Annotated in this window: 17 protein-coding genes and 2 pseudogenes; 7 read left to right on the forward strand and 12 right to left on the reverse strand. The window is 62.3% G+C overall.

The features are described 5' to 3' along the window. Positions 1–207: 207 nt before the first annotated feature. A complete protein-coding gene (locus tag FJ938_RS03110; protein WP_140690940.1) occupies positions 208–528 on the reverse strand; it encodes a plasmid partitioning protein RepB C-terminal domain-containing protein in 321 nt (106 codons plus the stop codon). Between FJ938_RS03110 and FJ938_RS03115 the strand changes: the two are divergent. Both FJ938_RS03115 and FJ938_RS03120 read left to right on the forward strand, forming a co-directional pair. Continuing rightward, positions 524–914: pseudogene (locus FJ938_RS03115) on the forward strand (tyrosine-type recombinase/integrase); the annotation flags it as partial. The gene FJ938_RS03110 and the pseudogene FJ938_RS03115 overlap by 5 nt on opposite strands. Before the next feature lie 3 nt (positions 915–917). Further along, on the forward strand, positions 918–1,181 hold the full coding sequence (locus FJ938_RS03120) for a hypothetical protein (protein ID WP_140690943.1): 264 nt from the start codon (positions 918–920) through the stop codon (positions 1,179–1,181). A 12-nt stretch (positions 1,182–1,193) separates the two neighbouring features. Here FJ938_RS03120 and FJ938_RS03125 read toward each other — a convergent pair whose 3' ends face one another. The 9 genes from FJ938_RS03125 to FJ938_RS03165 all read right to left on the reverse strand — a co-directional run bounded on the left by FJ938_RS03125 (position 1,194) and on the right by FJ938_RS03165 (position 9,988). Beyond that, positions 1,194–1,361 (reverse strand): hypothetical protein, encoded by a 168-nt coding sequence (locus FJ938_RS03125; protein ID WP_246673145.1) that lies wholly within the window; start codon positions 1,359–1,361, stop codon positions 1,194–1,196. Between the two features lie 343 nt (positions 1,362–1,704). Further along, positions 1,705–3,528 carry an allophanate hydrolase gene (atzF, locus tag FJ938_RS03130; RefSeq protein ID WP_140690946.1) on the reverse strand — a complete coding sequence of 608 codons (1,824 nt, stop codon included), beginning with the start codon at positions 3,526–3,528 and terminating at the stop codon, positions 1,705–1,707. Beyond that, entirely contained in the window at positions 3,525–3,875 is a 351-nt protein-coding gene (locus tag FJ938_RS03135; protein ID WP_140690948.1) for a cupin domain-containing protein, read from the reverse strand. The genes atzF and FJ938_RS03135 overlap by 4 nt, the downstream gene beginning before the upstream one ends. Further along, positions 3,868–4,536: a cysteine hydrolase gene (locus tag FJ938_RS03140; protein WP_140690950.1), complete on the reverse strand. Its 669-nt coding sequence runs from the start codon at positions 4,534–4,536 to the stop codon at positions 3,868–3,870. Before FJ938_RS03140 ends, FJ938_RS03135 begins: the two co-directional genes overlap by 8 nt. After that, on the reverse strand, positions 4,536–6,065 hold the full coding sequence (locus FJ938_RS03145; RefSeq protein WP_140690952.1) for an ABC transporter ATP-binding protein: 1,530 nt from the start codon (positions 6,063–6,065) through the stop codon (positions 4,536–4,538). Before FJ938_RS03145 ends, FJ938_RS03140 begins: the two co-directional genes overlap by 1 nt. 9 nt (positions 6,066–6,074) lie before the next feature. After that, positions 6,075–6,776, reverse strand: coding sequence for an isochorismatase family cysteine hydrolase (locus FJ938_RS03150; RefSeq protein ID WP_140690954.1), 702 nt, complete (start codon positions 6,774–6,776; stop codon positions 6,075–6,077). Between the two features lie 13 nt (positions 6,777–6,789). Next, a complete protein-coding gene (locus tag FJ938_RS03155; protein WP_140690957.1) occupies positions 6,790–7,716 on the reverse strand; it encodes an ABC transporter permease in 927 nt (308 codons plus the stop codon). Next, complete coding sequence (locus FJ938_RS03160; RefSeq protein ID WP_246673162.1) at positions 7,716–8,804, reverse strand: ABC transporter permease; 1,089 nt, start codon at positions 8,802–8,804, stop codon at positions 7,716–7,718. The genes FJ938_RS03155 and FJ938_RS03160 overlap by 1 nt, the downstream gene beginning before the upstream one ends. 56 nt (positions 8,805–8,860) lie before the next feature. Continuing rightward, positions 8,861–9,988, reverse strand: a complete 1,128-nt coding sequence (locus tag FJ938_RS03165; protein WP_140690961.1) for a BMP family ABC transporter substrate-binding protein — start codon at positions 9,986–9,988, stop codon at positions 8,861–8,863. Between the two features lie 337 nt (positions 9,989–10,325). Here FJ938_RS03165 and FJ938_RS03170 point away from each other — a divergent pair, with 337 nt between their 5' ends. From FJ938_RS03170 to FJ938_RS29785, 3 genes and pseudogenes are all read left to right on the forward strand, one after another. Then, the gene (locus tag FJ938_RS03170) at positions 10,326–10,970 is read left to right on the forward strand and encodes a GntR family transcriptional regulator (RefSeq protein WP_140691050.1); all 645 of its coding nucleotides are present in this window, start codon (positions 10,326–10,328) and stop codon (positions 10,968–10,970) included. 651 nt (positions 10,971–11,621) lie between these two features. Then, a complete protein-coding gene (locus tag FJ938_RS03175) occupies positions 11,622–13,208 on the forward strand; it encodes a type II and III secretion system protein family protein (protein ID WP_246673146.1) in 1,587 nt (528 codons plus the stop codon). Between the two features lie 223 nt (positions 13,209–13,431). Next, positions 13,432–13,674 (forward strand): annotated as a pseudogene (locus FJ938_RS29785) (IS630 family transposase); the annotation flags it as partial. A gap of 420 nt (positions 13,675–14,094) precedes the next feature. Here the strand turns inward: FJ938_RS29785 and FJ938_RS03185 are convergent. Then, positions 14,095–15,354: an ATP-binding protein gene (locus tag FJ938_RS03185; RefSeq protein ID WP_140690963.1), complete on the reverse strand. Its 1,260-nt coding sequence runs from the start codon at positions 15,352–15,354 to the stop codon at positions 14,095–14,097. Continuing rightward, complete coding sequence (locus tag FJ938_RS03190) at positions 15,351–16,076, reverse strand: response regulator (RefSeq protein ID WP_140690965.1); 726 nt, start codon at positions 16,074–16,076, stop codon at positions 15,351–15,353. The genes FJ938_RS03185 and FJ938_RS03190 overlap by 4 nt, the downstream gene beginning before the upstream one ends. Positions 16,077–16,287: 211 nt before the next feature. Between FJ938_RS03190 and FJ938_RS03195 the strand changes: the two genes are divergently transcribed. Then, the gene (locus FJ938_RS03195; RefSeq protein ID WP_140690967.1) at positions 16,288–16,953 is read left to right on the forward strand and encodes a hypothetical protein; all 666 of its coding nucleotides are present in this window, start codon (positions 16,288–16,290) and stop codon (positions 16,951–16,953) included. Between the two features lie 109 nt (positions 16,954–17,062). Continuing rightward, positions 17,063–17,407, forward strand: coding sequence for a hypothetical protein (locus FJ938_RS29315; RefSeq protein WP_181168997.1), 345 nt, complete (start codon positions 17,063–17,065; stop codon positions 17,405–17,407). The last annotated feature ends 21 nt before the right edge of the window (positions 17,408–17,428 follow it).

Consider the following 17,428-nt stretch of genomic DNA (forward strand, 5'->3'; position numbering starts at 1 on the left):
AGCTTCTAAGCCAAGGCAGATGCGTCTCAATGACTGACGTGGGGGCGCAAAGCTGACTTCAGCTCGCGCTCGCCGTCATGTCCGATTTCTGGCAAAGGCGAACTCTGCCTGAATGGCGGCAGACGGGCGCAAAACTGCCGTCGCTTCGCAATTCAGCCGTCATGAGCCGTGCGACTGGCAGGACGTATCATGGTTGTAGCAATTCACTTATTTGGGAGCGGGCATCGACAAGCTGTGAAACTCTTCAAATTGGCCCGGGAGATTGTGGGCCAGGCAGCGCACCATCTTGGAATTGTCCATCAGCCGGTCAAAATAGCGGCCGGCTGCCAATAGTTCCAGACTCACAGTGCCACATCGCTCCACAGCGCTCAGAAACTCACTGCTTAGCCTGCCAAGTTCCGGCGTCATCGCATCCAGTTGATCTTCAGACAGGTTAGCAACCATCGCCGGATAGAAGCCCTCGACCAGCAGCGCACGCGGCGCAAAGGCGACAAGGATCTTTGCGTATGTGAACGAGACCCGCTCCATGCTCTCGGAGGACCTGCTCACGCTTCTGCGTGAGTGGTGGAAGGTCGGCCGTCAGCAGGGCGTGATGCACCGCGACGGCTGGTTGTTTCCCGGGCAGCACGCGATGAAGCCGATCAGCACGCGGCAGCTCTATCGCATCGTCGTCGAGGCGGCCGAGGCCGCTGACATCGCCAAGCGGGTCGGGCCGCACACGCTGCGCCATAGCTTCGCCACCCACCTGCTGGAGGACGGCACCACATCCGCATCATCCAGGTCCTCTCGGGCATGCCAAGCTCAACAACACCGCCCTTTACGCGAAGGTGGCGACCCGGACAGTGCGTGCCGTGACGAGCCCGCTCGACAAGCTCGGGCTGTTCAAGCCGGGAGAGGGCTCGCCCGACATCTGAGCCGTGCGCGCCTCGATCGAGGTCGCCGACATCTTGTTCTTCGACACAATCGAGAACGGCCAAATCACGCGTGACGATCTGGGCGTCGACATAAGCCCTTCTGATATGCGCGAGGAGGCGAAGCGCCTGCTGCTTTCAATCGTGGCAGAGCATCCCCTGCCGACAGACCTCAACGATTTCGCGGTGTGGGTACGCGACGAGACCGGGCAGTGCGTCTTTGAGGCGAGCTTAACCCTAGTCACAAGGTCGCTGCTTGCACCAGCGTAAAGCTCCAGGCTGTCAAGCCGCAGCGCCGTCCGGGCGGTTGGCCGCTTCGATTATCAGCAAGGCTTCTTCTGGGGTAATGCCGCACTTGCGGGCATAGTAAGCGGCTTCCGTTTGAACCTCTTCATCCAACGGTAGTGCAATGATAGCCTGCTTTGCCTTGAGCTTCGCCTTCTTGCCCATGTCACGAATCATACCACAATTCTGAATGACTATCGCGCAGATCGTGTTGCCGGTTTCCTTCCGGCCAGCCGGCGAGAATGCAGATGCGCATCAAAGATGGCAAGCTTGAGCCCATATGTGAGAGAGAGAGGCGGGTTTGCGTATTGCAGCAGCCCCCGTCGCTTTGGCCATTGGTCCAGAGCATGATGGCTGATCCGTTTGGCCGGCATGGCGTTAATAGAATTAACGGCCGGTGGGCGCGGCCGCGGGTAAAGTCCCATGGTCGAATTAGGATCCCCAAGTACGGGCGTTATCCGCTCTGGAGACAGCATCTGTTAAGCATATTGGCCGCCGGCTTCCACGCCTATGCAGCTCCCGAGGCTGAGTCGGATGGACTTGCCGCACTGACAAAGCGGCGCCAGCTGCCATATGTAGAGATATCTCTAGCCATCGACAGCCCCGCAGTCTCTGCTAGAAAACCCTTTGCCGACGTGCCGTCGGCGAGCTCGATGGTGCCGATGCCAAGCGGGGGCGGAATGGCGGCAACGAAGCGGCCGAAGGCGTCAGCGGAAAGCCGCCAGACCTCGACCTCGATAGCCGCGCCGCCGCTGTCGATCCGAAGCAAGCCGGGCTTAGGCGGGGTTTGGTCAGCAAGCTCATAAAGCCTGTAGATAGGCGACGTCCTCGTGGCCCTTGAGAAACGCGCACCGGCAAATTTGAGCTGGTTATTGAGCGGCATCCCCGAGAGGTGCGCGCCGACCACCACTAGTTCGATTGTGCCATCTTCGGTCGGTCCAGCTTTGGGCTGGAAATTCAACTGCTGCCAGCCGGTCGCGCCAAGGGTAAGACCACTTGCGGCATGAAGATCGCATGCGAGGTATGCGACGAGACCGTCTCGCTCGGCGGTCGCCAGCAGAGTTACGCTCATCGGTAGGCCATCGCCGCGCGTGCCGGTGGGCACGGCGATGCCGCACATGTCGAGCAGGTTGACGAAGTTGGTGTAGGTGCCGAGCCGGCTGTTGGTGACGATCGGATCGGCGAGCACGGCGTCGACTGTGTAATGCGTCGGCGCTGTCGGCACGCAGAACAGGTCGACTGACGCAATGACGGGCGCGAGCTTTGCCTTGTAAGCCTCCAAAGCGTAAAGTCCCTCGAAGACGTCGGCCGCCGACAGCTTGCGTGCGCCACCGATGATTTGCCGCGTCACCGGATGCATTGACTCTTCGTTGGCGTCCATGAAATCCCGGATCGCTGCATAGCGCTCGGCCACCCAGGCGCCTTCATAAAGCAGGTTGGCGGTGGCGTAGAAATCGCGGAAGGGAATTTCCACCAGTTTGCAGCCGAGCGTCTCCAACATCGAGAGTGCGGCGGCAAAACCGGCCTGCATTGCATCGTCGCCAAAAAATTTGAGGTCGTTTCCAGCCGGAACGCCGACGGTCAGCACCGGCGGTCGGGCGGCGAGCGGCGGCGCGGCGATAGCGCGCGAATAAGCATCGGCCTCGTCCTTGGCGGCGGCGACCCTGAACACCGTGTAGGCATCGTCGACGGTGAGCGCGAAAACCGAGATGCAATCGAGCGTGCGGCAGGCCGGCACCACGCCGGCGGTCGACAGGGCGCCGACCGTAGGCTTCAACCCAACGATGTTGTTGAGGCCGGCCGGGATGCGGCCGGAGCCGGCGGTGTCGGTGCCAAGCGCGAACGAGACGATGCCGCGTGCCGTGGCGACGGCCGAACCGGACGATGATCCGCCAGGCACCAGTTTCGGGTCGATGGCGTTCTTCGGGATAGAGTAGGGCGAGCGCACGCCAACGAGACCGGTGGCGAACTGGTCGAGATTGGTCTTGCCAATCACCAATGCTCCGGCCGCTTTCAGCCGGGCAACCACCGTCGCGTCCCTTTGCGGCGTATAGGCATATTCGGCGCAGGCCGCCGTGGTCGGCATGGCGGCGACGTCGATATTGTCCTTGACCGCGAAGGGTATCCCCCACAGCGGCTTCGTGATGGGATCGAAGGGCCCGAGCGCGACCGCCTGCGCAAGCAGGTCAGCCCTGCCGGCAAGGTGGATGAAGATCCCGGGGTCCGAGGCTTGGGCGATGCGCTCGAACACCACGTCAATCATGGCTGACACGGGCAGGCCCGCCGCATAGGCGGTGTGCAGGCTGCCGAGATCGAAGCGAATGTCGCTCATTGTCCTTCCCCCAGAATGATTACCGGCAGATCCCACTGGATCAGCACGACGCATCCGTTTTCCGTCCACACCGAATGCTCGGTGCCGACCGGATTGAGGATGACGCACCCGGCGGCATAATCGCCATTCTCGTCGCTTTGCGTGCCCTCCAGCACGACAATGGTCTCCAGCCCGACGTGGCGATGGCGTGGCACGCCGGCGCCGGGCTGGTATTTCAGGACCGCTACGGAGGGCTCTACCGGGCCGCCCTTCAGCAGCCAATGTACGGTGATGCCTTCGCGAAAATGCTCGAACGCCAGGTCGCGCCAACCCCCACCAAGGAGACCGGCAAAACTCAGATTAGCCATTGGCAATTCTCTCGAGTACTTGGTCGGTCGTCGCCGTCCAGCCGACAATGGCACCTTGCGCCCGGATCATGGCGAGCGCTGCCGCCTTGAATTCGGGGAAATAGCTTTCAGTGGCATCCTCGGCCAGCAGGCATTCATAGCCGCGGTCGTTGGCTTCGCGCATCGTCGTCTGCACGCAGACCTCGGTGGTGACGCCGGCAAAGACGAGCTGTTGCGCGCCGAGCCGCTTGAGATCGTCGCCGAAGCTGGTCGCATAAAAGGCGCCTTTGCCGGGCTTTTCGATGACGGTCTCGCCGGGCAACGGCGCCAACTCGTCCAGGATTGCCGTACCCGGCTCGCCCGCGATCAGCACCCGTCCCATCGGACCGACATCACCGATGCGGATCGACGGGTTGCCCCGATTGCGCTTGGCCGGCGGCAGGTCGGAAAGATCCGGTCGGTGGCATTCCATCGTATGGATCACCGGCAGGCCGGCGGAACGAAATCCTTCGATAAGCTTCTTCACCGTCGGAACGATGGCGGTGATGCGCCCGACATCGTTGCCCAGGCTGGCACCGAAGCCGCCCGGCTCGGCAAAATCGCGCTGCATGTCGATCACTACTAGTGCCATCGTGTCCGGCCTGAAAACAAAGGCGAAGGGGAGAGCGTCAATTTCCGCCATCAGTGATGTCCTGCCATATGCTCGCCGATGGTCTGGACGCTGGCCTTCGCGATCGGTGTCTCGTAGACCAGCGCCCCATCCGACATGACGAAGATGCGGTCGGAGAGCTCAAGCAATTCGTCGAGATCCTCGGACATCAAAAGCACCGCGGCGCCGGAATTGCGCGCGCGCATGATCCGCGCCCGAATTTCGGCTACGGCGGAAAAGTCGAGGCCGAAGCAAGGGTTGGAGACGATCAGCAGATCGACCTTGCCGGTCAGTTCGCGGGCTAGCACCGCGCGCTGGACATTGCCGCCGGAAAGCGACGAGATCGGCGACGCCAGCGACGCCGTTTTGACCTTGAACTGCTCGACCAGGCTCGCAGCGAAACTTCTGATGCCGCTGGTGCTGATCCAGTTCACCGGCTTGCCGTTGCCGTCGATGTCGAAGGTGCGAAAGGCAATGTTCTCGGCCACCGTCATCTTCGGGGCGCAGGCATTCTTCAGCGGCTCTTCCGGAATGAGACGCACATTCAACGTGCGTGCCTCGGTGCGGCTCGACGCGTAGGGCGAGCCCTTGACCAGAACCGCGCCACCATCGCGTGGGCGCTGCCCGGCAAGCACTTCGAGAAATTCCTTCTGGCCATTGCCGGAAATGCCGGCGATGCCAACGATCTCGCCCGAGCGGACACCGAGATCGTCGATGCGGATCGATTTCAGGCCTGTGCGGTCGGGCGCTTTCAGCGAGGTCACCTTGAGCACGGTATCCGCGTCCATTTCGGTTGCCGCGCGGCTGTCGAGTGCGGTGATCGGCTGGTTGCCGATCATCATCGCCGCCATCGCCTTGTGGTCGAGATCGGCGACCCGGCCGGTGCCGGTCAGCTTGCCCTTGCGCAGCACGCTGACATCGTCGGCGAACGCGGTCACCTCGTGGAATTTGTGCGAGATCATCAGCACGGTGAGATTGCCGGCCTTGGTCATGCCACGCACAAGGCCAAGCACTTCCTGCGCCTCGCCAGGCGTCAGCACCGAGGTTGGCTCGTCCAGGACCAGGAAATTGCGGCCGAGATAGAGCTGCTTGATGATTTCGAGCTTCTGCTTTTCGCCCGCGGCAAGTTCGGCGACCTTCACATCGAGCGGTAGTTTGAACGGCATGCGCTCCATGAAGTCGGCGAGGTCGGCGCGTTCCTGGCGCCAGTCAATGATGCCGGGAACATTCTCGCGCGAGATCACCAGGTTTTCCGCCCCCGTCAGCGACGGCACCAGCGTGAAATGTTGGTAGACCATGCCGAGGCCGAGCGCTGAGGCGTCGCGCGCGCTGGCGATCGTCACCTCGCGCCCGTCGACGAGGATGTCGCCCGATGTCGGGTGGTAAAAACCCATCATGCATTTGACCAGCGTCGACTTGCCGGCGCCGTTTTCGCCAAGCAGCCCATGGAACGATCCGGCAGACACCTTGATCGATACGCTATCAAGCGCGGTGAAGGCGCCGAAGCGCATCGTCATGCCGATGGTCTCGACGCCGACCGCTTTCTTACCGCTGTCACTCATGGCGGGACCTCATGGCAGTTGCGCCACGAAGGACTTCGAATTCGAAACCGCGCCGAACACGCCGCCCTGCATCTTGATCATCTTGATCGCCGCCAGGTGGTTGCCGTGGTCGGTTGCGCCGCAGCAATCCTCCAGCATCACGCATTCGAAGCCGCGGTCGTTGGCTTCGCGCATTGTCGTGTGCACGCAGACATCGGTGGTGATGCCGGTGAGCACGATATTCTCGATCCGGCGCTGGTTGAGGATCAGCTCCAGGTCGGTAGCACAGAACGAACCTTTTCCGGGCTTGTCGATGATCGGCTCGCCTTCGATGGGATAGAGGTCGGGGATGATGTCCCAGCCCGGCTCCCCGCGCACCAGGATGCGGCCGCACGGACCGACATCGCCGATGCCGGCATTGATGCGGCGTGAGCGCCAGCGTTTGTTGGCCGGCAGGTCGGCGAGGTCGGGCCGGTGGCCTTCGCGCGTGTGGATGACGGTGTAGCCCTTGGCCCGCATGGCTGACAGCACCGACTTGATCGGCTCGATCGGAGCCCGCACGACCGAGAGGTCGTAGCCCATATGGTCGACATAGCCGCCCGGCCCGCAGAAATCGGTCTGCATGTCGATGATGATCAGGGCGGTGTTTTCCGGACGAAGATCGCCATTGTAGGGCCATGGGTAAGGATCGGCGTCGATATAGTGCTGGGCGATTTCGGCGTGCGCATTCATGCGAAAGCTCCGGTCACTTTGTGATCGACAGTTCGCCGGGAGCTCCAGTCAGCGAGCGACCGGGCGAGGAGGTGGCGATCATGATGACGAGTGTGAGGATGTAGGGAGCGGCGTAGAACAGGTAGTAGCCTTGGGTGACGCCGACCGATTGCAGGGCAGGACCCAACGCGCCGGCGCCGCCGAACAACAGCGCCGCGGCAAAGCAGCCGAGTGGGTTCCAGCGCGCGAAGATGACCAACGCCACTGCCATCAGGCCTTGTCCGGAGGAAATGCGCTCGGTCCAGCTGCCGGGATAGTAAAGGGAGAGGTAAGCGCCGCCGATGCCGGCGAACGCGCCACCGACGCCGGTGGCGAGCAGGCGCACGGTGTCAGGATTGAGGCCCATGGCGCGGGCGGCATCGGAACTGTCGCCGACCACGCGCAGGATCAAACCCGCGCGGGTGTTGCGGAAAGCCCACCACAGAACGGCGGCCAACACTGCCCCCAATAGAAACAGCACGTTGACGTCAAGCGCGGCCTGCACCTGCGGAATATCGGACCAGCCGCCAAGGGGGATCGCCGGCAAATTGGGCGCCTTGGGCTGGATGAACGGCTTGCCGAAGAAGAAGGCGAGACCCGAGCCGAACAGCATCAACGCAATGCCGATAGCGATGTCGTTGACCTTGGGAAATTTGCAGATCCAGCCATGGAACAGGCCGAAGCACGAGCCGGCGGCGGCGGCGGCCAGCAGGCCAAGCCATGACGAGCCGGTGATCACCGCGATCGCATAGGCGGTCATCGCGCCGAACACCAGCGTCCCTTCGAGCCCGAGATTGATGCGGCCGGAGCGCTCGGTGATGGCTTCGCCCAGCGACACGAAGATGAAGGGGGTCGAAACGCGGATGGCGCCGCCGAGTATGGCGAGCGGCACGCCCCAGAGGCCGATGTTGGTCGCGTCCATCAGGTCACCCGCTTCCACAAATCCGGGTTGAATGCCTTGAAGCGGCCGTAGAAGGTCTCGCTGAACAGGATGACGATGAACAGCATGCCTTGCAGCACCAGCACGGTTGCGTCGGGCAGATCCATGCGCCGCTGGATCAGTCCGCCGGAGGCCTCGATGCCGCCGAGCAGGAAAGCGACGGGGACGATGGCCAACGGATTGTGGCGGGCGAGGAAGGCGATGAGAATGCCGGTGTAGCCGTAACCGGCAGCGAGCGAGGCGTTGGCGCTGCCTTGCACCGCGGCGACCTCGAGCATGCCGGCGAGGCCGGCGAAGCCGCCGGCCAGCGCCGTGAAGCCGACGATCAGCGGCCCGACGGCAAGCCCTTGCACCTGTGCGGCCTTCACATTGCCGCCGGCGATGCGGGCGGCAAAACCCCAGCGGGTCTTTTCGATCAGCACCCATGACAGCACGCAGGCGACGACGCCGACGCCCAGACCCCAATGCACGTCCATGCCGGGAATGTTGCCGATGCGGTAAGCTTCCGCCAGCGGCTGCGTGGACGGCTTGTTGAGCGAGGCCGGGTCGCGCAGCGGTCCTTCCACCAGCTGGTTCATCAGTGCGATGGCGATATAGGCCATCAGCAAGCTCGAAATGGTCTCGTTGACAGCACGATAGTGGCGCAGCGCGCCGACGGCACCGATCCAGATGCCGCCGGCGGCCATGCCCGCGACGCCCATGGCTGGAATGACGACGACGTAGGGGGCACCGTTAAGCGCCACGCCTATTGCGGCGGCAGCGACGCCGCCGAGTACGATCGCCCCTTCGCCTCCGATGACGACGAGGCCGAGCCTGGCCGGCAGCGCCACGCAGAGCGCGGCGAGCAATAGAGGGGCCGCGCGTGACAGCGAGTTCTGGATCGAGAACCAGGACCCGAAGCCGCCGCGCCACGTCACCTCGTAGAGTTGCACCGGCGACTTGCCGACCGCCAGGATGAACAGGCTGAAGATCGCCATGCCTACGATCAGCGCGGTAACCGGAATGACGAAGGCCTCGGCCCGGCGGGCGACCCATTCGAGTGCCGCCGGATAGCCCTTAACGCCAAACATCGGCACGTCCGCGTTGCTGACCGTCTCTGCCATGACCTCGTCTCCGTCCGGCTGGATCAAGCGATGGAGCCGACGACTCCGTCGACCAGATAATCCATGCTTTCGAGTTCGATGGCGGTCTCGGGAAAGGCCTGGCCTTCGGTGGCGATGACGGCGCCCTTGTTGCTCTTCAGCGGCCCCTTGATGACGGCGAAGCCGCCCTTCATCATTTCCGCCAGCGTGGCGTCGAACTGCTTGCGCGCCGGCTCGCCGACGGCGGGGCCGAGCGGACTCATCTTGACAAAGCCGTCGGCCAGGCCACCGCGGGTAAAGTTGGGCAGCGGCTTGCCGGCCAGCAGGTCATCGACAAACATCTTGTAGACGTTGGCCCAGTTCCACTCGGCGCCGGTGAGGTATTTTTCGGGCGCCAGCGGGCTTTGGTTGGCGTGGTAGCCGCAGACGAAGGCGCCGCGCCCGGCGGCCGTCTCCACCACCACTTTCGGGCTGTCGACATGGCAGGTGACCACATCGATGCCCTGGTCGACCAGCGCGTTGGTGGCCTCCGCCTCCTTGACCGCCAGCGACCATTCGCCGGTGAAGATGACCTGGCAGGTGATGGTCGGGTCGACTGAGTGAGCGCCAAGCAGGAAGGAGTTGATATTGAGAAGCACCTGGGGGATCGGCTTGGCGGCGACGAAGCCGAGCTTCTTTGACTTCGTGGTGTGGCCGGCGACGACGCCGTTGAGATACTGACCCATGCCGATATAGCCGAAATAGGAGCCTGCGTTCATCGGGTGCTTGGCTTTGTCCCACATGCCGCCGCAATGGCGGAACTGGACGCCGGGGAATTTTGCGCACATGGCCAGCATGTGCGGGTCGAAATAGCCGAACGATGTGGGGAAGACCAGCGAGGCGCCATCGAGGTTGATCATCGATTCCATTGTCTTCTGAGCGTCGACCGTCTCCGGTACGTTCTCCTCTTCGACAATGGAAATGCCTTCGATGCCCTTCAGCGCCGCCGCCCCTTCGGCATGCGCCTGGTTGTAGCCGTAGTCGTCCTTCGGGCCGACATAGATGAACCCGACAGTGGCCGCTGCGGCAAAGGCCCGGCTCATCGGCGATACGTTGAAGAGACCGAGAGTCGCCACACCCGTGGCGGTGGTCTTGAGCAAATCGCGGCGAGTCGGCAGGAATTTGTCGGTCATCTGAATGGTCCCTTTATGAAGCCCCTTCCGGAGCCGGTTAACACCTTGCTGAGAAAGTGTATGCAACCTCCATGCCAGCTTGGAAAAACCAAATTATCTAATAGATTCAACCGGCGTGGCTTCGTTTCATGCACAAAGCCTTGGCAAATGCATGCACTTTATGCCTAAAAAATAGACCGTTTGACATACGGATTAAATTATAGGCATAAGGCTATGAGTACCGATGACTGCAGGACCTCGGGGTCATCCGAGTTGTTCTGACCAAGCGACATGACTGTACGGGGAGAACGTGTCGGGAAAGCGCAGCTTGATCAGGTCGGGCACGACCGTCGATCAAATGGTGAGGGCCATCAGCGACCGCATCGTCACTGGCGCGCTGCGCCCTGGCGAGAAGCTGGACGAGGTGCCCCTCGCCGCCCGGTTCGAGGTCTCGCGCACCCCGGTGCGCGAGGCGCTAGGCCATCTCAGTGCAATGGGACTGGTTGAAAGGCGGCCGAACCGGGGCGCCATCGTCGCCGTGGTTTCGCAGGAACACCTTGCGTCGATGTTCGAGAGCATGGCCGAATTAGAGGGGATCTGCGCCCGCCTTTCCGCCGAACGCATGACCGGCGGCGAACGCCGTGCGCTCGAAGCCGAGCATCAGGCGTCGGCGCGACTGGTGCGGCTGGGTGCTGACGAGGACTACGAGCACTTCAACACCGAGTTCCACTCAATGCTCTATCGTGGCGCCCATAGCACGCACATCCGCGAACTCACGGTAGCCACGCGCAGTCGGCTCGCACCGTTCCGGCGCGCGCAGTTCAGGCTTGCCGGACGGCTGACGAAGTCCTGGCAGGAGCACGACGCGATTGTGACCGCAATCCTGCGAGGTGACGGCGCCGCGGCCGGCAAGGCCGCCAGGGATCATGTTTCGATTGTGAGCGAGGCCAGTTCGGTGTTCGCCGCGCCTGACCGCAAGTCGCTTGGCCGGAAGGAAGCCTAACAGTCCTCAAGGGGTCGACCGCGGGCCAATCTGCTCTTGGCTCAGTGTCTGATTTCAGACTGGCGGACGCTTCTTAGCCGTCTTTAGCTCATGCGAGGGGACACAAGAACAAACCAATGAAATGCACTCTCTTATCAGCCAATGGCGGCGCCCGCCCCTGATACCCGGGGCGTTCTGAGCAACTCGAAGATCACAGAAGACCTCGATCGCCCAGTTCTGTTCGGCTGAGCATGGGCGGGACAGAATTATAGACTCGCTGGTTTTCTCCGCCATGAGCGGCCACTCGAAGTCCAAATCACCAGCGCTGTGCCGGGATTACCGGAAACAATTTGAAATGTTTTAGAAATATCAAGAAATAATCCGGCCACTAATACGCCTAATTCGTATAGCATCTTTATCAAACAATAAACGCAGAGTCTAGATAGCAAGTCTCTTTTATCAACAATGATTCCATGGCTCCGCTCATATTATCCAAATGGACAGTTCAACAAGTCGTAAATTCAGAAGTGCCTTTGTCATGTCGCGTCGGCGCGTAGTGGGTCTTTTTGAGTCAAGCAACGGACTTCAACGGCAAATCCCTTGTCAAAGCTAGCTCACCACGTTTTCAACGATACGACCCGTTGAGCAACTGACATTCCAAATGGATCAAGAATGCGACACGGCCAGCCTCGGACACATCCAACGCACCAAGTCACGCTTGTAAGCGGCAAAACAGGGCACCTGGGCTGCGCCATTTTCGCGCTAATTGTCATGGGGGGTACAGGCGCGGCAACCTCTCCCGCAAGCGCTTCAGATAGCCAAACCAAGGTTGACATTGCCGCCACGAGCCAACGTGTAAAACTCGGACTTAATAAGTCCGTGGTTATTGATTTGCCTCAAGATGCCTACGACATTCTGGTGGCCAATCCGGCCGTCGCCGACGCAGTCACACGCACCGCCCGCCGCATCTATCTGTTCGGAAAACAGGTCGGCCAAACCAATATCTTCGTATTTGACAAGGACGGCAAACCACTTGCCAGCCTCGATCTCCAGGTCGAGCGTGATGTGACAGGGTTGGAGGATTACCTCAGACGTCTTGTCCCGGGCTCGGATATCAAGGTCGAGCTTCTGAATGACAATGTCATATTGACGGGTTCCGTCGAGACGCCAATCGATGCAAAACGGGCGGTCGAACTCGCTTCCGCTTTGGTAGCTGGTGGCGAGGCCACCACCGGTCAATATTCGCAGACGGCCGCAGGCGGCTCAGCGTCGTCTGGCGTTGCTATCAACAATCCGGATTCTGCCCGCCAGAAGAGCACGATCATCAATCTTTTGAAAATTGTAGGCGAGGACCAAGTGACGCTGAAAGTCACGGTCGCGGAGGTCAGCCGGTCTGTTATGAAGCAACTCTCGATGAACCTTGTAGCCTCGGGTTCTTCGAACGGCGTTTCGTGGAGTGCGCTTAGTCAGACAGTCACGGGTCTCGGCAAGCAAATATCCGATTCAGGACTGAGCGTGGCAAGCAGCGTTGGGTCGACGTCGATCGAAGCATATCTCAACGCCATGGAGGAAGCTGGCGTCATGAAAACGCTGGCCGAACCAACCCTAACCGCGGTTTCGGGTGAGAAGGCGACGTTCAAGGTCGGCGGAAATTACAATATGGTAACAGGTGTTTCTTCGGCCACCTCGGATGACAACCAGACCGGGAAATTACAGTATTCGATTAATCAGATCGAATACGGGATCGGCCTCGAATTTCAACCGGTCGTGCTTTCAGCCGGTCGCATCAGCCTCAAGATAAGAACATCCGTTTCCGAACCCACAGTGTCGGGCTCGGTCACCCAGTCCAGCAGCTCCAGCACTCCGGCTACAAATATTCTCTCTCTTCGCCAGCGGCTTGCCGACACGACGGTAGAGCTTCCGTCGGGTGGCTCGATGATGATCGCGGGACTGGTGCAGGACAATGTCCGCCAAGCGGCTAGCGGGCTGCCAGGGCTATCCAAAATTCCGGTGCTGGGCACCTTGTTTCGCAGTCGCGATTTCGTTCGCGACGAATCTGAGCTTGTCATCATCGTCACGCCCTATCTTGTGCGTCCGACGGCGCGTAACGAACTTGCAAAGCCTGACGACAATTTCAATCCCGCCGGCGACAAAGCCGCAAATTTTCTCGGCCGAGTGAACAGGATATATAATGGGTCGCTACCTGCTCAAGTCCCTCAAGGGCAATACTACGGTTCTGTCGGCTACATCTATAAGTGAGACGGCGAACCTCACTGGCTTCGCTCGGGGCTGCTTCGTTTGAGCCACCCTCCCATGCACAGTTTTCCTGATCTTCCGGGGAAACTGTCCGCCATTTTCTGTGTCTCAGTCGAGGGGCGCACTCCCAGGCGTTCGCTAATTCCTGGACACCAGTTTCGCTAATGCCGGGACACTTTTGGTGGTGTCGACCCCTTGAGTGTCTTGTTGCGTTCACGGGTGATCTATACGGCGTCGCTGGCATATATACACTTCACGCCGACATCGGCGTCATGGATCAGCCAGATCGAACGTTTCTTCGCGCTGCTGACGGAGCGCGCCTTCAAGCGAGGGGTATTCCGCTCGGTCGCCGGACTCGAAGGCAATCAACGCTTTCATCGAGGCCAACAACGCCGAATCGAAACCCTTCCGCTGGACCAAGACCGCCGACGACATCCTGGCCAGCATCCAACGCTTCTGCGTCCGAACCCAACCGGACTTCAGAATCAGGACACTGGAATCGCCAAGCGGCGCGCAGCCGCATCCTCGTTGGTTGGCGCGCCCGCGTGCTCGGAAATACCCTGTTAACGTCGTTCGCGGTGACAAGTATGTCGGCCCCTGCTCAGAAGTGTAAAGTTCCGCCCGCTTTCAGCCATGGAGGCGGCAATGAATTTGCTTCGGATGGCGCTCTTGTGCACCGCCATGATCAGCCTGGCAGGATCGTCGGCCGTTCGCGCTGAGGATCAGCCTGCTCCGCCGAGTGGTGAAAAAGCGCCGGAGCAGCCGCCGGTTCATTGCGCGGGCCGAAATTGCCTGCCCCCGGCCGAGAACCCAGTCCAGGAGTGCAAGGGCCAGGATTGCACGCCGACCCCGGCAACTGACCAGCCGCAGGCCCCGGTGATTGAAAAGGTCAAGTGACCGGCGTCCGTTCCGCTCCAAACACCACCGTCTGAACCAGGCCTCCCCCCGGCCTGTTCTCCAGCCTGATGCTCCCGCCGTAGCGCTCGATGATCTCCTTGGCGATCGCCAAGCCAAGCCCGGCGCCCCGAATGGACTGCGCGCGCGCCGGATCGACGCGGAAGAACGGCTCGAACGCCTTGTTCAGGAGGTCCGGCGGGATGCCGGGGCCCCGGTCGGCGATGGTGAGAACCGCGCGGCCGCCCTTACCGGCGAGCGAGATGCTGCAGCTTTTGCCATGCGTCGCGGCGTTGACGATCAGGTTGCGCAGCGCGCGGCGAAGGCCGAGCGCGCCCGCCTTGACCGAGACCTTGTCCAGATGGTCGACCGACACCGCATGGCCAAGCGAGACCATCTCGGTTTCGATATCGCGGACCAGCCCGTCGAGTTCGACCGAGTCGACCGCGTCCTGGTTCACCTCCTCGCGCACCAAGCGGATGGCGCTGTCAGCTATGCGGTCGAGTTCGTCGAGGTCGTGAAGCCATTTGTCGCGATCCTCGTCGAGGAATTCGGCGCGCAGCCGCATCCTGGTCATCGGTGTCCTCAGGTCGTGGCCGGCGGCCGCGACCAGCCGCATGCGGCTTTCCATCGCCGTCTTCAGCCTGGCTGATAGCTGGTTGAGCGCCTGCGCCGTTACCCTGACCTCGGCCGATCCCTCTTCCGGCACCTCCGCCAGCACGCCATCCGAGCCGATCTTGCTGACGGCGGCCTCCAGGATTTCCAGAGGCCGCACCAGCACGGCGGTGAAATAGACCGACACTGCGGTGGCGCCGAGCACGATCAGCACCATCCAGCCCGCCAGCACGAGCCAGACGTCGCGTGGCGGATCGTAATTGGTGACATCCACGATCATCCAGCGATTGCCGGGCAGCGCGACGGACGCGACCATGCCGCGTTTGCCGATCGTGCGACTGACCACGGCCGAAACATCGAGGCCGTCGCCATGCAGGATGTCGTTGAGCACCCGCGTGTGCTTGCGATCCTCAAGCCCGTCCGCCGGATGGTCGCTGAGCTGAACTGGAGCATCGCCCGCGCCCGGCACATGGCCGGGCACAAGCTGCACCATGAACTGGATCTGACGGGCGACCGGCCGCATGATCAGCTCGGGGGACGGCCCACCCAGCACCTTGATCGCGACGGCGGTGGCAAGGCCGACGACGCCGACGATCGAAACCACCAGCAGGATGATCAGCCGCCGGCGCAGCGAGTTCACGCCTGGCTCTCCACCGTCTCGACGCGCGCGGTGAACTGGTAACCGCCATTGCGCACGGTCTTGAACAGCGCCTCCTCGCCCGCTTCGGCAAACTTCCTGCGCAGCCGGCTCATCAGCACGTCGACGGAACGCTCGAGCGGGTCGCGCTCGCGGCCTTGCGTCAGGTCGAGCAGCTGGTCGCGCGACAAAAGCCGGCCGGGGCGGTCGAGGAAAACCTGCAAGAGGTCGAACTCGGCGCCGGTGAGATCGACGAGCCCACCTTCGGCATCCATCACCTTACGGGTATCCGGCTCCAGCCTGTAGCCGGCGAAATGGTAGACGCGCACGCGCGGCGGCGCGGCCTCTTCCGGCGCCGAGCGCCGAAGCACGGCGCGGATGCGGGCCGAGAGCTCGCGCGGGTTGAACGGCTTGCCGAGATAGTCGTCGGCGCCGAGCTCCAGCCCGATGATGCGGTCCACGTCCTCCTTCAGCGCCGTCAGCAAAATGACCGGGATATGCGGCTTGCGGTCGCGCAGCGCCCGGCAGATATCGAGGCCGGAGCCATCGGGCAGCATGACGTCGAGCACGATCACGTCGAACTGGCCGGAGCCAAGCTTCTGCTCGCACTCCCGCCGGTCGACCGCCACCGAGACGCGAAAGCCCTGGCCGTCGAGATAGCGCCCGAGCAGCGTCCTGATCTCGCGGTCGTCGTCGACGACAAGGATATGGGGTTGTGCCTGCATGATCGCCCGGTTGCCTGTTCGCTGCTCATAATAAGGGCTGCCAGGGGCAAGCGGCACGGAAAATTGCAACCGAATGTTGCCGGCGGGCAAACAGAAACATTCGGAAACAAATCTCCTTCTTCTGGCAACCTTTGGCAACGCGCCGAAGCAATGCGGCAAAAGACGCTGCCTATCCTCCTGCCGTCCGAAGCATGAGAGAAAGGAAAACATCATGCGAAGCAGACTACTTGCGCTCGGCCTGTTCTCGGTCGCCGCCATTCACCCGGCGCTGGCCGCGCAGCCCGGATTCGGCGCGCCGGACGATCAGCCGCCGATGATGGCGCGGCCTGACGGCGACAACCACGGTCCGATGCCCTGGGATGGCCCACATGGGCCGATGCGGCAGGGACCGGAAGGCTTCGGCTTCCGCCGCATGGGTCCGCCGCCGGAACTGCTTGCGGCCCGGCTTTCGGTGCTGGAGACGCGCATCGGCATCCGCTCCGATCAGCTCGACGCCTGGCGCGACTACACCAGCGCCCTGCAGGCGGTGCTGGCGCCGCCGCCGCGGCCGGATTTCGGCCCGGGCGGTCCCGATGGTCGCGATGCCGGGCAAGCCGGTCCTGGCGATCAGGCAAAGCGCGATCCCTTCGCCTTCCAGGAAAGGCTGGCCGACGAGGTCACCAAACGCGCCGCATCCGCCGCCAAGCTGAAGGATGCGATCGCCACACTGCGCACCAAGCTGACGCCCGAACAGCTCGAAATCCTCGCTTCGGCGGATCGGCCGCACGGACCACCCCCCGGTCCCTGGGGCAATCCGCCGGACGGTGCAGCCGGCCCCGGAGATCTGCCCGACCATGGCGGACAGCTCCCGCCACCCCGGAATGGCGAGCAACTCTGACCGGCTGCGCCGGCCGGCCCGTTGACCTACCCGTTCACGAGCCGACCGGCCCCGGATGGCGGGCTCATCTCGCCATCCGATCGTTTCAATCAAGAATGGAGGCGCCACAATGTGGGAAGCCCTCATGTTGTTGCGGCTGATCGCTTGCGCGGGCCCGACCTTCTCCGTCGCGCGGCGCGCCACGCCGCCGGCCCTGCCGGCCGACACGCTCAAGGGCGCGATCCGGCTGAGCTTTGCCGCCTATCGCCTGTCGCTTCCGGTTTCGCGCCCGCCCGATGGAATCATGACCGCAGGATCGCATACGTCATATCCCGCCGTGGGGACCGGGAGGCCGCGGGACTATATCGCGCTCAACAAGGCGCTCGGCGGCGGCTGGGACGGCGCCATCGACACAACAAACCCCGAAATCGTCGATGCCAGCACCGGCCCGCGGCTGGCTTCGACAACGGAGTGACATGCGGGCCGCGGTGTCTGT

Origin of the sequence: Mesorhizobium sp. B2-4-14, from assembly GCF_006442155.1 — a bacterium.
In the GTDB taxonomy this organism is placed as follows: domain Bacteria; phylum Pseudomonadota; class Alphaproteobacteria; order Rhizobiales; family Rhizobiaceae; genus Mesorhizobium.

Bases quoted from the DNA above. Each gene is read 5' to 3' on its own strand.
- FJ938_RS03110 (WP_140690940.1), bottom strand. From the start codon at position 528: ATGGAGCGGGTCTCGTTCACATACGCAAAGATCCTTGTCGCCTTTGCG.
- FJ938_RS03125 (WP_246673145.1), bottom strand. From the start codon at position 1,361: ATGGGCAAGAAGGCGAAGCTCAAGGCAAAGCAGGCTATCATTGCACTA.
- atzF (WP_140690946.1), bottom strand. From the start codon at position 3,528: ATGAGCGACATTCGCTTCGATCTCGGCAGCCTGCACACCGCCTATGCG.
- FJ938_RS03135 (WP_140690948.1), bottom strand. From the start codon at position 3,875: ATGGCTAATCTGAGTTTTGCCGGTCTCCTTGGTGGGGGTTGGCGCGAC.
- FJ938_RS03140 (WP_140690950.1), bottom strand. From the start codon at position 4,536: ATGGCGGAAATTGACGCTCTCCCCTTCGCCTTTGTTTTCAGGCCGGAC.
- FJ938_RS03145 (WP_140690952.1), bottom strand. From the start codon at position 6,065: ATGAGTGACAGCGGTAAGAAAGCGGTCGGCGTCGAGACCATCGGCATG.
- FJ938_RS03150 (WP_140690954.1), bottom strand. From the start codon at position 6,776: ATGAATGCGCACGCCGAAATCGCCCAGCACTATATCGACGCCGATCCT.
- FJ938_RS03155 (WP_140690957.1), bottom strand. From the start codon at position 7,716: ATGGACGCGACCAACATCGGCCTCTGGGGCGTGCCGCTCGCCATACTC.
- FJ938_RS03160 (WP_246673162.1), bottom strand. From the start codon at position 8,804: ATGTTTGGCGTTAAGGGCTATCCGGCGGCACTCGAATGGGTCGCCCGC.
- FJ938_RS03165 (WP_140690961.1), bottom strand. From the start codon at position 9,988: ATGACCGACAAATTCCTGCCGACTCGCCGCGATTTGCTCAAGACCACC.
- FJ938_RS03170 (WP_140691050.1), top strand. From the start codon at position 10,326: ATGGTGAGGGCCATCAGCGACCGCATCGTCACTGGCGCGCTGCGCCCT.
- FJ938_RS03175 (WP_246673146.1), top strand. From the start codon at position 11,622: ATGCGACACGGCCAGCCTCGGACACATCCAACGCACCAAGTCACGCTT.
- FJ938_RS03190 (WP_140690965.1), bottom strand. From the start codon at position 16,076: ATGCAGGCACAACCCCATATCCTTGTCGTCGACGACGACCGCGAGATC.
- FJ938_RS03195 (WP_140690967.1), top strand. From the start codon at position 16,288: ATGCGAAGCAGACTACTTGCGCTCGGCCTGTTCTCGGTCGCCGCCATT.
- FJ938_RS29315 (WP_181168997.1), top strand. From the start codon at position 17,063: ATGTGGGAAGCCCTCATGTTGTTGCGGCTGATCGCTTGCGCGGGCCCG.